This is a genomic window from Rheinheimera sp. EpRS3, from assembly GCF_001513785.1.
In the GTDB taxonomy this organism is placed as follows: domain Bacteria; phylum Pseudomonadota; class Gammaproteobacteria; order Enterobacterales; family Alteromonadaceae; genus Alishewanella.
In genome coordinates this window covers 485,467-498,486 of record NZ_LNQS01000009.1, presented here as the reverse complement: position 1 = coordinate 498,486, position 13,020 = coordinate 485,467, and the positions used below count along the sequence as shown (strand labels likewise).

Genomic DNA, 13,020 nt, shown 5'->3' with positions numbered 1-13,020 from the left:
AAGCCATAATAACGCAATTTTTTAGGAAGAAAATCAGATTAAAACGTACACACCTTTCTATTTTTTAATTTTATTAAGTAGCAATCCAGTGCGCGTTACCGCGCGTAAATAGAGTTACACAGCAACAATGCCGGTAACACCATAATCAGGAACATAAAACATGTTGAAGTCAATCAACGTACCAAGGCATGATAGGGTCCCCTCGCTAATACCGGATACTCAGGCCTCTATGACAAGGCAAGAAATCGCCAATAACAACTGGGAAGAGGCACTCACTTTTGTTGCTCTGCAGCGTGACCGCAGTGCTTATGCTGAACTATTTAGTTACTTTGCACCACGGCTGAAGGCCTTTGGCATGAAAATGTTTGGTAACGAGCAGCAGGCTTTAGAAATGGTGCAAGACACCATGCTGAACGTGTGGAAAAAAGCCGCGTTGTTTGATGCATCCCGCGGCTGTGCCTCTACCTGGATTTTTACCATAGCCCGAAATGTGCGCTTTGATATGCTCCGCAAAAAGCAAAGCCGCAAAGATGATGTCAGTGCTGATGATTTATGGCTTAACGGTGAATACCCGGAGCAGGAAGCCGACACCGATGCCTCACAATGGGACACACAGTTGCTGATGGAAAAATTAGCACCGCACTTTGCCAGCCTGCCGCCGGCACAGCGCGAGGTAATGGAAAGAGTATATTTGCAGGAAAAATCGCATCAGGAAGTATCGGATGAACTGGCTATTCCACTGGGTACAGTGAAGTCGCGCATCCGCTTAGCGCTGGACAGATTAAGAGAGGCATTAGATGGCGCACGCAATTAAGTTTCACCCTGGCATGTCGTTGCTGGAGCAACATGCCGAAGGCTCTTTAAGCGCCGACGTAGCGCTGGCTGTGGCAGCGCATATTGACCTGTGCCCGCATTGTCAGCAGCTTAGCCGTGATATTACCGCGGATTTAGCCTGTCAGTTGACGCAGCAACCGGTTAAAACCAACACTACCGACTGGCAACATATGCTGAACGACATTATGGCGCAGCCGCAATTGTCTAAACAGGCTGCTGCCACGCAGGCGCAATTGTCTGCACAGGCCGCTGAGCCCATTATAGTTAACCAGCGTGAGTTTGTTGTGCCGCGTGCCTTACAACGCCTGGCAGCAAACCACGGCAAATGGTTGCATCTGGGTGGTATAGCAACGGCGAAATTGCCAGCAGGCAACGATTATCATGTATCGTTACTGTATATCAGTAAAGACACTGAAGTGCCGCAGCATACTCACCTGGGGCTGGAAATGACATTAGTGCTGGCCGGTAAAATTGTTGATGAAAACGGCGAATATAAAGCCGGTGATTTGCTGATTAACTCACCGGACGATACCCACACACCGCGCACCATGGCGGACGAAGATTGCTTATGCCTGTCGGTACTAAGTGCGCCGTTAAAGTTTAAAAAAGGCTTAACCCGGTTACTTAACCCGCTACAGCAGTTTTTTTACTAACCGCCATACCCGATTAACGCCAGCAACTGCTGGCGTTTTTTTCACAACTGTTTTAACACAGCAGCGCAGTGCCACCTTTTAGGTTAAATACCTGCTGAAAGCCCAAACGCCCCAGCACTTTGCAGGCTACCAGGCTACGGTTACCTGAGCGGCATACCAGCAACAAAGGCTGCTCCTTGTGCAACTGCTGGTGAATAACCGCATCGGCCAGCTTGGATAACGGTATTTCCTGCACGCTGTGTTGTGCCAGATAAGCTGCCGGTAAATACTGTGCCAGCGCACCGGCACTTTGCTCATGCGGCTCACGTACATCCACCACCTGCATTTGTGGCCATTGCTGTAAAAATGCGGCCAGTTGCTCTGGTGCAATCACATCAGTGGCATCAGATAAACTTACCTCAACCAAGCCACAAAAATAACTGCTGGCCTGCTGTAAAGTAACAGCCTGTTGCTGTAACTGCGGTTGCCATTCGGTGTGCGGCTGATTGTTCAGCAGGGCCTGGATCAGCGGCTGCTCTGATGCTGCCAGTGCCAGGCTGGTAAAAAAGCGTTGCGCGTAATCATGGCTGGATAACAACAAGGTCTGCTGCCCTACTTTGCCTGCCAGTAGCCGGATGCTGTTTGCCAGTGCTGAAATATCACCACCGGGTAAATCTGTGCGGCCCACTCCACCTGGCAGTATCACATCACCGGTAAAAGCGCATAGCAGCTGTTGCTGTTTGTGCAGCAAAATACTCACCGCTTCAGGCGTATGACCCGGTGTGGCCAACCGGGTTAACTGATAGGGCCCAAGCTGAATTTCAATGCTGTGTTCAGGCCAGCCTAATACATCACAGCCGCTACCGGCGCAGGGATTACCCAGCAAGGTTAATAATTCTGTGCGTGCCGACTGATGATCCTGATGCAAATGAGTATCCAGTACGGCTTTTAACTGTAAGCCATGGCCCTGAATAATATTGGCAATACGGCCGGCCAGCGGCAATACCGGATCTATCACCAGTGCTTCGAGGCTGTCAGGGCAGATCAGTACATAGCTGCATAAGGCTTCATGCTTTAGCTGCAGTAAGCCGCGGGCATGAATTTCCAGTGTTGGTGTGGCATCGGTCAGCACCAGACAATGCTTAGATACCACTGCTTTAAGCGCAGTAATAGCCTGGCAAGCGTGTTCACATTCCGCTTTAGTCATCGCCGGGCCAAAGGATAAGCGGATAGCACCTTGTGAGCGCCAGCTGTCCAGCCCCATGGCATCAAGCACAAAACTGCTGGGCACTTTAGAACTGCAGGCCGAACCCGAACTTACGCGGATACCGGCAGCATCAAACAAATCCATAATGTCTTTGCTGTAAAAACCCGGCACCGAAAAATTAATCGTAGTGGGCACCACATGCGGTATATCACTGTTAAGCACCAAAGCAGGAAACACCTGCTGTAATGCTGCAATAAGTTGCTGGCGGTAGTGCCACAGTGTGGCTTCAGTTTGAAAAACAGAGCCGCTGGTTTTGGCCAGTTCAGAAAAAATGGCGTGCAAAGCGGCGATACCAGGCAGGTTTTCGGTACCCGAGCGTAAACCACTTTCCTGGCCGCCACCGGCAATAAAAGGCTGATAAGGCGTGTCTTTGCGTACATACAAAAAGCCGATGCCTTTAGGCGCGTACAGCTTATGGCCACTAAAGGGCGCGTAATCAATGCTGGTATCGGCAATATTCAGCGACATTTTGCCCAGCGCCTGCACACAATCTACCATCCAGTAAACTTGCGGGTTAACGCTGCGGATCAGTTGCTCCAGCGCCACCAGATCCTGCTTTACGCCGGTTTCATTATTCGCCGCCATAGTGCAAATCATTACTGCACAGGGCAGGTGCTCGCGGATAAAGTCGTTGTCTAAAACACCATGCTGATTAACCGGAATGGCCTTTACCGTGGCATTAAGCTGCAATACCCGGTTCCAGTGTTTCAGGCTTTCCGGCACCGCTTTATGCTCAGTAGCGCCATACAGCAATAAGGTTGCTGCGCCGGTTTTGCCCTGCGCCCGGGCCGCCATTAACGCCGAAACAATCGAGGCTTGAATGCCCTCTGTCGCCCCTGAGGTAAATACAATGTCACCACTGCGGGCGCCGATTAACTGCCGCGCCAAAGCGCGGGTAGTTTCCAGTTCTGCTTTGGCTTTAATACCGGTAGCGTGGCTGCTGCTGGGGTTACCATAGCCACGCTGCATCGCATGCATCGCTGCCTCTGCAGCAACCGGCAGTACCGGTGTGGTAGCATTGTTATCCAGATACACTTCTGTATGCGCCGCGCCTTTCATAGCATTTGCCTCTGCCTGTTATAACTAAAAAGAATATGTTATTCCGCACAATAATAACTGGCTGGCTGGCACAGCTCAAGCGTCAATAGCGCATTAAATAACAAACCGCCCGAAGGCGGTTTGTGTTTAGCTGTTTACTCGACCAGATCTTTGGGGATCTGCGGCCGTAACTCTGACCAGACTAAGCCGCTTTCTTTACCGTATTTACGTACGGCAAATACCACTTCGTCAAACTTGCCGTTTTCGGCATAGAGTTTAATCTGATGATAATACTTACGCGCCAGCTCACGGGCTTTAGGATGCGAAAAGTAAAAACGGGCAATCTTGTTATACAGACCGCGAAAGCCGTTTAAAATCAGCACATAAATACGATTAGCCGAATGCAGTGCCAGTTCGTGGTTTAAATTATAGTCAAATTCGGCAAATGCCTCGGCGGTATCTTCCAGCGCTTCGGCACTGGCAAACAGTTCTACTACCTGCTGGGCGTTGTTTTTGATCGCACCACGGATATAAATCGCGCTGATATTAGTACGGGCAGATAATAAATCATCTACCAGTTTGGGCATTTGGTCTTCGTCTAACCGGGCCAGCGTTTCGAGAATATTTAAGCCTGAGGTTTCCCAGTAATTATTTACTTTTGTAGGCTTACCATGTTGAATAGTTAGCCAGCCGTCACGAGCTAAACGCTGTAATACTTCACGCAAAGTGGTACGGGTTACGCCTATCAGTTCAGACAATTCACGCTCGGCTGGTAATATAGAACCAGGGGCAAATTTTCCGTTCCAGATCGAGTCAACAATATACTCTTCAGCAAACCCGGCCGGGCTTTGTGCTTTAATCAGATTAGTCATGCGGATCTGTCCGTCTTTTTGTTCAGAAAAAAAGTTGACTGATTGTACCAGAGCGCCAACAGTTAACAAGCCACCCTTCTAAATTAGCCCGACACCGCAGCCGGATTGTGCATTACGCTTAAATACCGTAGATTAACCACAGCTGAAGAAAATTCCCGTCAGAAGGATAAAAAATGCTACAAAAAATCAAACGTTTATCTATGCAGCGCTGGCTCTGGATGCTGCTGATATTGTCCTGCCTGGGATTATTGGCCAGCGCGCTGTATTTTCAGTACGGGCTAAACTTACAGCCTTGTATTAAATGCATTTATATTCGCAGTGCTTTTGCTGGTGTGCTAGTGGCCGCCATTATTGGTTTACTGGCGCCTGCCAATGCCTTGTTCAGGCTACTAGCCCTGTTTGGCGCGCTTGCAGCTGCCGGTTTTGGCATTATGCAAGCCAACGAGCTGTTACACATTGAGCAACTGCTGGCAGAAGGCGGCTTTTTCAGTTGCGCGCTGTTTGCTGAGTTTCCTACCTGGATGCCGTTGGATCAGTGGCTGCCTGCGGTGTTTGAACCCACCGGCAGTTGTGGTGACACCAGCTGGCAGTTTTTAGATAAAAGTATGGCATTCTGGAGTGCGGTATCGCTTTGGATTTATGCCGTAATAGCAGCAATATTGCTGCTAAGCCAGCCGGTACGGATTAGCAACAACCCTTATCGCGATTAGTAACCAGAGCACGAACCGATTTGCCCACGCCAACACGCCGTAGACCCCTCCCTGGGGGCTCGACTCAGGCATCCATGCCTTCAACGGTTGGCTTAGGGCAAGCCGGTTCTCGTCTTAGCTAAACGCAGGATAATCGGTATAACCTTCAGCGCCACTGGCATAAAACAGCTCTGGCTTAGGCGTATTTAATGGCGCATCTTTGGCAAAGCGCTGCACTAAATCGGGGTTAGCAATATAAGGCACACCAAAGGCTACCGCATCGGCCGTACCTGCTGCCAGGGCAGCATTAGCCGAGGCTTTATCAAATTTCTCGTTGGCGATATACACACCACCAAATTGCTGTTTTAGTTGTGGCCCCAGGCTGTCATCGCCCTGTGCTTCGCGGGCACAAATAAAGGCGATACCGCGCTTGCCTAACTGCTGCGCTACATAACCAAAGGTATCGGCACGGTGCGAGTCGCCCATAGTGTGTGCATCTGCGCGTGGCGCTAAATGCATACCCACGCGGCCAGCGCCCCACACGCCAATAGCAGCATCGGTTACTTCCAGCATTAAACGGGCACGGTTCTCAATACTGCCGCCGTAGTTGTCGGTGCGTTTATTGGTGCTGTCCTGTAAAAACTGGTCCAGTAAATAGCCGTTGGCACCGTGGATTTCCACGCCGTCAAAACCGGCTTTTTTCGCATTTTCAGCCCCCAGGCGGTAGGCTTCAACAACACCGGCAATCTCGTTAGTTTCCAGTGCTCTTGGCGTAACGTACTGCTTTTTCGGCCGCATTAAACTAACGTGACCTTCTGCAGCTATGGCGCTTGGGGCAACCGGCAACTGGCCGTCTAAATAATGCGGATCAGAGATACGGCCAACATGCCATAACTGCAATACAATGCGGCCACCGGCGTTATGTACTGCGGCAGTAATTTTACTCCAGCCGGCAACTTGCTCGTCTGACCAAATACCCGGCGTATCGGGGTAACCCACGCCCATTGGCGTAACAGAAGTGGCCTCGGTTAAAATAAGCCCGGCACTGGCGCGCTGCACATAATATTCTGCCATCAGCTCATTTGGCACACGGCCCTCACTGGCACGGCAGCGAGTTAATGGCGCCATGATAATGCGGTTGGGTAACTGTAAATCGCCTACTTTTATCGGGTCGAATAGTGTTGTCATAATATAATCCTGTGTGGTTAAGCTGCTGTGTAATTAAAACTTGTTACTTAGAGCTGGCTGCTGATCTGTGCCAGAAACTGCTGGATCAGCACCTCATCCCGTTTAAAAAAATGCCACTGCCCTACTTTCTGGCTGGTAATAGCACCGGCCCGTTGCAAAGTAGCCAAATGGGCTGACACCGTGCTTTGTGACAAGCCGGTTTTACGTTCAATTTTACCGGCGCATACGCCGAGGCTCAGCGGATGGTCCTGATCAGCAAAATACTGCTCCGGCGTTTTTAGCCAGTGCAAAATATCGCGCCGCACCGGATGCGCCACCGCCTTTATCAGGTCATCTATTTGTTTTGGGTTAAGTGCCGTCATACGCTCATCTTTAATTTATATATCGCGATGCAACGATATATGTGGTTAGGGCAAAGGCATTTCAAGGGCTGGGTTTAAGTTAAATTAGGATTTGTAAAATTAGCTGACCGTCAGGACGGTCAGAGTGTTCGCTTTTCCATTAAAAAATTCGTTAGCACTGCACCGCGCACTTCTTTTTGCTGCTGGCGCACCACTTCAAAGCCGTAATGCTGAAAAAATGGCTTAGCGGTAATGCTGACATCCGCGTAAAAGCGTTTTACGCCATAGCGTTTGCCGGTTTTCAGCAGGTGTTTCATTAATGCTTTGCCCACGCCCTTACCCTGATACGCCTGATGGCAGAAGAAAAAGTCGATATAGCCGTCTGTTTGCACATCGGCAAAGCCGACAATTTCTTCGTTGTTTAGTGCGACAAAAGGCTCGCTTTGCGCCAGGCGCGCTGCCCAGACATTAGCGTCATAACGCTGTGGCGCCCAGGCTTCGCGCTGCTCAACACTGTAATCACGCTGGTTAACGTTATGCACCGTGTTATAAAACAGCTCGCGCAGTAGCGGCTCTTCGCCGGGTTGGTAGGATCGAATGTGGTACATTATTTAGCCTCTGACAAAAACCGCCGGCAGCATAGCAGAGCAACCTGCTGCAGCCTATGCCCCGGCAGGATTTTGTCTTAGCCTTGCCGTGGCTTTAGTTTAGCCAGGCCCGCTTAACCGACCTGAATTTTGGTGTCGGCATAGCTGGTTTTACGCTGTTTAGGTGTAGCGAGAAAATACGCCAGCGTTAGCGGCCCCAGCCTTCCGGCAATCATCAGAAAGATAATGACACACTGGCCCGGCACACTGAGGTTGCCGGTCAGTCCTCTGGATAACCCTACGGTGCTAAGGGCTGATACCGCTTCAAAGGCAATATCAAGAAAAGGTGCTTTTTCCAGCGCGGTTAACACAAAAATAGCGATAAACACCAATGCCATAGAAACAAATGTCAGCGCCAGTGCCTTCAGTACCTGTGCATTGGGTATAGTGCGCCGGAGCAAGGTCACATCATCACGGCGGCGTAAAAAGGCATAGGTTGCCATAATTAAAATAACAAAGGTGCCCAGTTTAATACCGCTGGCAGTACTGAGCGAGCCGCCGCCGATAAACATCAGCAGTAAGGTCAGCACATTGCTGGCGTCTGTCATCTGGCTGTAATCCAGGGTGTTAAAACCGGCCGTACGCGGCGTTACCGCCTGAAACCAGGCTGCCAGTGCCTGATCTTTTACCGACAAATTAGCCAGCGTGGCCGGGTTATTTGCCTCTAATATCCACAGCAGCAAAAAGGCGATGACATTGATAATCAGTGTAGATAGCAGAACAATACGGGTATTCACACTGAGTAAACGCCAGCGCTGTTGTTTTTTCAGATCGATCAGCACGGTAAAACCGATACCACCAATAATAAACAAGCTGCTGATAATCATATTCACTGCAATATTACCGGCATAAGGCATCAGGCTGTCGCTGCTAAGGGCAAAGCCGGCATTATTAAAGGCCGATATAGTATAAAACACCGCATGCCAGCTTGCTGTGGCCAGGCCAAGCTCGCGATACCATGTCAGCGTTAGCAGCAAAATACCGGCCAGTTCAATAACCACAGAGTACAGCAATACCGCCTTGGCAATTTGTACCACCTGCGCCAGGCTGGTTTGGCTCATGGCTTCCTGAGCAATTTTTTGCTGTGTCAGGCCAATTTTTGCGCCCAGGCTAATTACCGCCACCACGGCAAATGTCATAAACCCTAACCCACCGGCCTGGATAAGTGCCGCAATAACCAGTTGGCCAAATAGCGTAAAATGTGTACCGGTATCCACTACCACCAGGCCGGTTACCGTTACTGCCGATGTTGCAGTAAATAAGGCTTGTAGCAGGTTAAGCGGTGCCGTTGTTGCTGCGGGTAACGACAATAACAGCGCGCCAAGTACTATCAAACCAGCAAACCCCAGCGCTAACACCGCAGGTGGGCTTAAGCTTAGCGTGCGCGACGATAATGGCCTGCGACGAATATAAGGCAGGAATTGCGGTAGCCAGTTTTTCATCAGCTTAGCTTAGGTGCCAGTGATTTAAGAATTTCCAGGCTGCCGGCCAGTATCAGGCTGTCATGGCGCTCTAACACAAAATCTGTTGCTACAGGTGATAGCAGTTTGTCGCGCCGCTTTACCAGCACCACTTTGACAAAAGCGGCGCCCTCGGCCAGTAACTCATTAATGCGATGCCCTTCAAGACGCGGGCTTACATCAATCTCAACCAGATACTGGTTATTTCCCAGCGCCATATACTGGCTTACCATCGGGTAGTTCAGCGCCTGCGCAACTTTAACGCCCATCTCCTCTTCCGGGTGAATAATCCGGCTTACGCCGAGTCGCGATAAAATCATATGGTGTGCTTTAGAGGTGGCTTTTACCCAAACCTGGCTAACACCGATATTTTTCAGGTTCAGCACACATAAAATGCTGGCCTCAAGGTTTTCGCCAATGGCCACCAGCACTGCATCACAACCGGCAATATCCAGCTCTTGCAACGCCAGCTCATCAGTGGCATCGGCTATTACGGCATGGCTTAGCTGATCTGCCAGACGGTTAATAAACTTACTATTGCTATCAATGCCAATCACCTGATGCCCCAGGCGCATCAATTCAAGTGATGCGGCTGAGCCAAACCGGCCCAGCCCTATTACTGCAAATTGTGCCATTTTAACTGTGCCACTATGAAAAATAGTCCGCATTAAAAACCCAAACCGGGCGGCTGTCTGCGGCTTGGTACCAATCTTTATAAAATCTTTATAATCAGCCGCCTAATCTTTAGAAAAGCTTTACAGCATCAAGCAGCCAAAATCGTTAGGCTTTACCTACCAACCCGCCTGACCGCAGTACCTTATGTCGACCTACTCCTACTCTTTTGCCGGTACCGACACCGGCAACAGGCATTTCTTCTACCGGGTTATTGGCTATTTACTGCTTAGCCTGAGCGGCGCACAACTGCTCACCACCATTGTCAGCTTTAGCCTGGCCGACAAAGCTTTCTGGAGCTTTTTATTATCGGCCTGTATTACGGCCGTTGCCGGTAGCATGCTGGTTGTGCGCTCTGGCGGCGTTGTGCAGCTAAAAAAACGGTATTTGTTTTTACTCACCACGCTTTGCTGGCTAACGATTTGCGTGTTTTCGGCGTTGCCGCTTTACCTGAGTATTCCCGGCCTTAGCGTTACCGACGCCTGGTTTGAAACGGTATCGGCCATTACCACCACCGGCTCTACCGTCTTAAGCGGCCTGGATACCATGCCAAGGGGCGTGTTGTTCTGGCGCGCGCTGCTGCAATGGATTGGCGGCATCGGCATTATCGTAATGGCGATTGCCATTTTGCCGGCCCTGAAAATTGGCGGTATGAAGCTGTTTAAAACCGAAAGCTCGGACATTTCTGAAAAAATACTGCCACGCAGCAGCAGTTTGTCGGCCTATATTCTGCTGGTGTATTTAAGCATCAGCGCGGCGGCGGCCCTTAGCTACGCTATTGGTGGTATGTCGTGGTTTGATGCTATTACCCATGCCATGACATCGGCCGCCACCGGCGGTTTTGCTAATTATGATGCCTCGTTCGGCTACTTTAATGACAAGCCCTGGCTACTGTGGCTGGCCAGTTTATGGATGACAATGGCAGCGCTGCCCTTTGTGTTGTTTGTTGGTATGGCCAAAGGTGACAAATGGGCTTTGCTGCGCGATCCACAGGTAAAGGCATTTCTGGCGGTAGTGCTGGCCGTTACCCTGATGCTAACCTTGTATCAGATACAGCATCACGACAGGCCCTGGCTGGATGCCCTGACACACACCCTGTTTAATGTAGTGTCGGTGATCACCACCTGCGGTTATGCCTCTGAGGACTATTCGCTCTGGGGCAGTATGGCGGTAGTGCTGTTTTTTTACCTGACGTTTAGTGGCGGCTGCTCTGGCTCAACCTCGGGCGGTTTAAAGATTTTCCGTACCCAGCTGGCCGGTTATTTATTGCTGAAACAATTAAATTTACTGATCCATCCCAACGCTATCTGGACACAAAAATATGGCAGCAAAAAAGTAGACGATGCGCTGCTTGGCGCAGTACTGGCGTTCGCCTTTGTTTATTTTGCTACCATAGCCATACTGGCATTGGTGCTGTCGATGTTTAACCTGGATTTTGTTACCGCGATCACCGCTGCCGCTACGGCTGTCAGTAACGTTGGCCCCGGTTTGGGTGATATTATCGGCCCGGCCGGTAACTTTGCGTCCTTGCCGGATGGCGCAAAATGGAGTTTAACCCTGGGTATGTTACTGGGGCGACTGGAAATTTTAACTATGTTACTGTTATTTACGCCTATGTACTGGCGCTACTGAGTTGATACCACCAATGAAATTACTGCAAAGCGGGCATTATGCCATGTGGCAGCTATTACTGCTGGCGCTTGTTGTTCCGCTGTTAATTACGCTGGCATTGTTACCTGCCAGAGCATTACTGACCACCACAGATGTGGCCATGCTGCAACTATTGTGGGTAACCTGGATAGCGCAGCAGGCCGGGCAGCGCTGGGCCATTATTACCACCATTAACAGCGTGGTGCTGCTGGATTTTCTTTTTGTGGCGCCCTACTACACCTTATATGTGCACCACATTGACTATCTAATCACCTTTATTGTGATGCTACTGCTGGGCATTTTTATTGGCAGGTTATCCGGCCGTTTACGCGTTGAACTGGCACGGGCGAAAAAACATATGCGCCAGCGCCAGCTATTGGCCGGTAAAACACGCCAGGCCCGGATGCAGGCCGAGCTTGAACACAGCCGCGCTATGATGCTGCGCTCTATTTCACATGATTTACGCACACCGCTGGCCACCATTATGGGCGCCTCCAGCATGCTGGCCGATAAAGAACTTCAGCTTAGCGAAGCAGAAGTGCGTGAGCAGGCCGGCAATATTTACCGCCAGAGCAGCCTGCTTAGCGAGCACTTTGACAAAGTCATGGAGCTAAGCCGGGTGCAGCAACCGCAAAGCACTATGCAGCTGGAATCGCTTGCCGTTACCGATGTAATCTCAGCCGCCATTGCCAGGCGCGCCGCCTTACTGACCACTCAGCCGTTTGATGTGCAGCTTAGCACAGCCGACTGCTTTGCCGACGCCACCTTGCTGGAAATCGCCTTGGCGAATATGCTGGAAAACGCGGTCAAACACGGCCAGGCCCCGGTTAGCATTAATTTTACCCAGCAAAACGGCCATTTTATGCTAAGCGTTTGCAATGCTGCAGCGCCTAAACGTAACGTGCAGCGGGACAGTGGCACCGGCCTTGGCACCGCGATTTGCAAAGCAGTGATGCATTTACATAACGGCGACTTTAGTTTGCAGCACGACACAGAGCACGCTTGTGTTACTGCCCTGCTAAGCTGGCCGCTAACCAGTAACAACGGAGTACAGCATGGCTGAAACAATACTGGTGCTGGAAGACGACCCGGCGATGCAAAGCTTTCTTGGCACCTTACTTAAAACCCAGCAGCATCAGGTGTATAGCTTTAGTGAAGGTATCGCCGCTTTGCAGCATCTGGTGCAACAGCCGGTAGATTTAATTTTGCTGGATTTAGGCCTGGCAGATATGGACGGCCAGCTGTGGCTGGCACAATTACGCAGCTGGTGCGACACGCCGGTAATAGTCATTTCCGCCCGCCACCGTGAGCAGGACAAAGTGCAGGCGCTGGATAACGGCGCTAACGACTATGTCACCAAACCCTTTAGTGCGGCAGAGCTGCTGGCACGCGTTCGGGCGAACTTACGCCATAATACGCCACAGCAGCAGGCATTCAGTTTTGGTGATATCAGGCTGGACCCGGTGCTACGTCAGGTTAGCCGCGCCGGTGCTGAAGTACACCTGACCAAAACCGAATATGATATTTTGCTTTTGCTGATGCGCCATGCCGATAAAGTACTGACCCACAACCAGATCCTGACTCAGGTATGGGGTAAAACCTATACCGACCGGCCGGAATATGTGCGGGTACATATGGCACAGCTACGGCAAAAACTGGAAGACACCCCGGCCGCACCGGTATACCTGAAAACCGAGCCCGGCGTCGGCTACCGGCTTAAAATGACCTGA

Annotated in this window: 13 protein-coding genes; 6 read left to right on the top strand and 7 right to left on the bottom strand. The window is 50.6% G+C overall.

The annotated features are described in order from the left end of the window. Positions 1-229: 229 nt before the first annotated feature. Both AR688_RS14715 and AR688_RS14710 read left to right on the top strand, forming a co-directional pair. A complete protein-coding gene (locus AR688_RS14715; protein ID WP_068235451.1) occupies positions 230-814 on the top strand; it encodes a sigma-70 family RNA polymerase sigma factor in 585 nt (194 codons plus the stop codon). Beyond that, entirely contained in the window at positions 798-1,487 is a 690-nt protein-coding gene (locus AR688_RS14710) for a ChrR family anti-sigma-E factor (protein WP_068235448.1), read from the top strand. The genes AR688_RS14715 and AR688_RS14710 overlap by 17 nt, the downstream gene beginning before the upstream one ends. 52 nt (positions 1,488-1,539) lie before the next feature. Here AR688_RS14710 and AR688_RS14705 read toward each other — a convergent pair whose 3' ends face one another. Both AR688_RS14705 and fadR read right to left on the bottom strand, forming a co-directional pair. Further along, positions 1,540-3,792, bottom strand: a complete 2,253-nt coding sequence (locus AR688_RS14705) for an aminotransferase class V-fold PLP-dependent enzyme (RefSeq protein WP_068235445.1) — start codon at positions 3,790-3,792, stop codon at positions 1,540-1,542. Between the two features lie 134 nt (positions 3,793-3,926). Further along, a complete protein-coding gene (gene fadR / locus AR688_RS14700) occupies positions 3,927-4,643 on the bottom strand; it encodes a fatty acid metabolism transcriptional regulator FadR (protein ID WP_068235442.1) in 717 nt (238 codons plus the stop codon). Between the two features lie 173 nt (positions 4,644-4,816). On the opposite strand from fadR, the gene dsbB reads away from it, so the two are divergent. After that, positions 4,817-5,353: a disulfide bond formation protein DsbB gene (gene dsbB, locus AR688_RS14695; protein WP_068235438.1), complete on the top strand. Its 537-nt coding sequence runs from the start codon at positions 4,817-4,819 to the stop codon at positions 5,351-5,353. A gap of 114 nt (positions 5,354-5,467) precedes the next feature. On the opposite strand, the gene AR688_RS14690 is transcribed toward dsbB, so the two are convergent. The 5 genes from AR688_RS14690 to AR688_RS14670 form a co-directional block, all read right to left on the bottom strand. Next, complete coding sequence (locus tag AR688_RS14690) at positions 5,468-6,520, bottom strand: alkene reductase (RefSeq protein ID WP_068235435.1); 1,053 nt, start codon at positions 6,518-6,520, stop codon at positions 5,468-5,470. A gap of 47 nt (positions 6,521-6,567) precedes the next feature. Further along, positions 6,568-6,882 (bottom strand): ArsR/SmtB family transcription factor, encoded by a 315-nt coding sequence (locus tag AR688_RS14685; RefSeq protein ID WP_068235432.1) that lies wholly within the window; start codon positions 6,880-6,882, stop codon positions 6,568-6,570. 119 nt (positions 6,883-7,001) lie between these two features. After that, positions 7,002-7,469, bottom strand: coding sequence for a GNAT family N-acetyltransferase (locus AR688_RS14680; RefSeq protein ID WP_068235429.1), 468 nt, complete (start codon positions 7,467-7,469; stop codon positions 7,002-7,004). A gap of 113 nt (positions 7,470-7,582) precedes the next feature. Then, the gene (locus AR688_RS14675; protein WP_068235426.1) at positions 7,583-8,950 is read right to left on the bottom strand and encodes a TrkH family potassium uptake protein; all 1,368 of its coding nucleotides are present in this window, start codon (positions 8,948-8,950) and stop codon (positions 7,583-7,585) included. Continuing rightward, positions 8,950-9,603, bottom strand: a complete 654-nt coding sequence (locus AR688_RS14670) for a potassium channel family protein (RefSeq protein ID WP_068235953.1) — start codon at positions 9,601-9,603, stop codon at positions 8,950-8,952. The genes AR688_RS14675 and AR688_RS14670 overlap by 1 nt, the downstream gene beginning before the upstream one ends. A gap of 184 nt (positions 9,604-9,787) precedes the next feature. Here AR688_RS14670 and AR688_RS14665 point away from each other — a divergent pair, with 184 nt between their 5' ends. From AR688_RS14665 to AR688_RS14655, 3 genes are read left to right on the top strand one after another with little or no spacing between them, the layout of a single operon-like run. Continuing rightward, the gene (locus AR688_RS14665) at positions 9,788-11,272 is read left to right on the top strand and encodes a TrkH family potassium uptake protein (RefSeq protein WP_068235423.1); all 1,485 of its coding nucleotides are present in this window, start codon (positions 9,788-9,790) and stop codon (positions 11,270-11,272) included. A 13-nt stretch (positions 11,273-11,285) separates the two neighbouring features. Further along, on the top strand, positions 11,286-12,353 hold the full coding sequence (locus AR688_RS14660; RefSeq protein ID WP_068235422.1) for a sensor histidine kinase: 1,068 nt from the start codon (positions 11,286-11,288) through the stop codon (positions 12,351-12,353). Further along, a complete protein-coding gene (locus AR688_RS14655; protein WP_068235421.1) occupies positions 12,346-13,020 on the top strand; it encodes a response regulator transcription factor in 675 nt (224 codons plus the stop codon). Before AR688_RS14660 ends, AR688_RS14655 begins: the two co-directional genes overlap by 8 nt.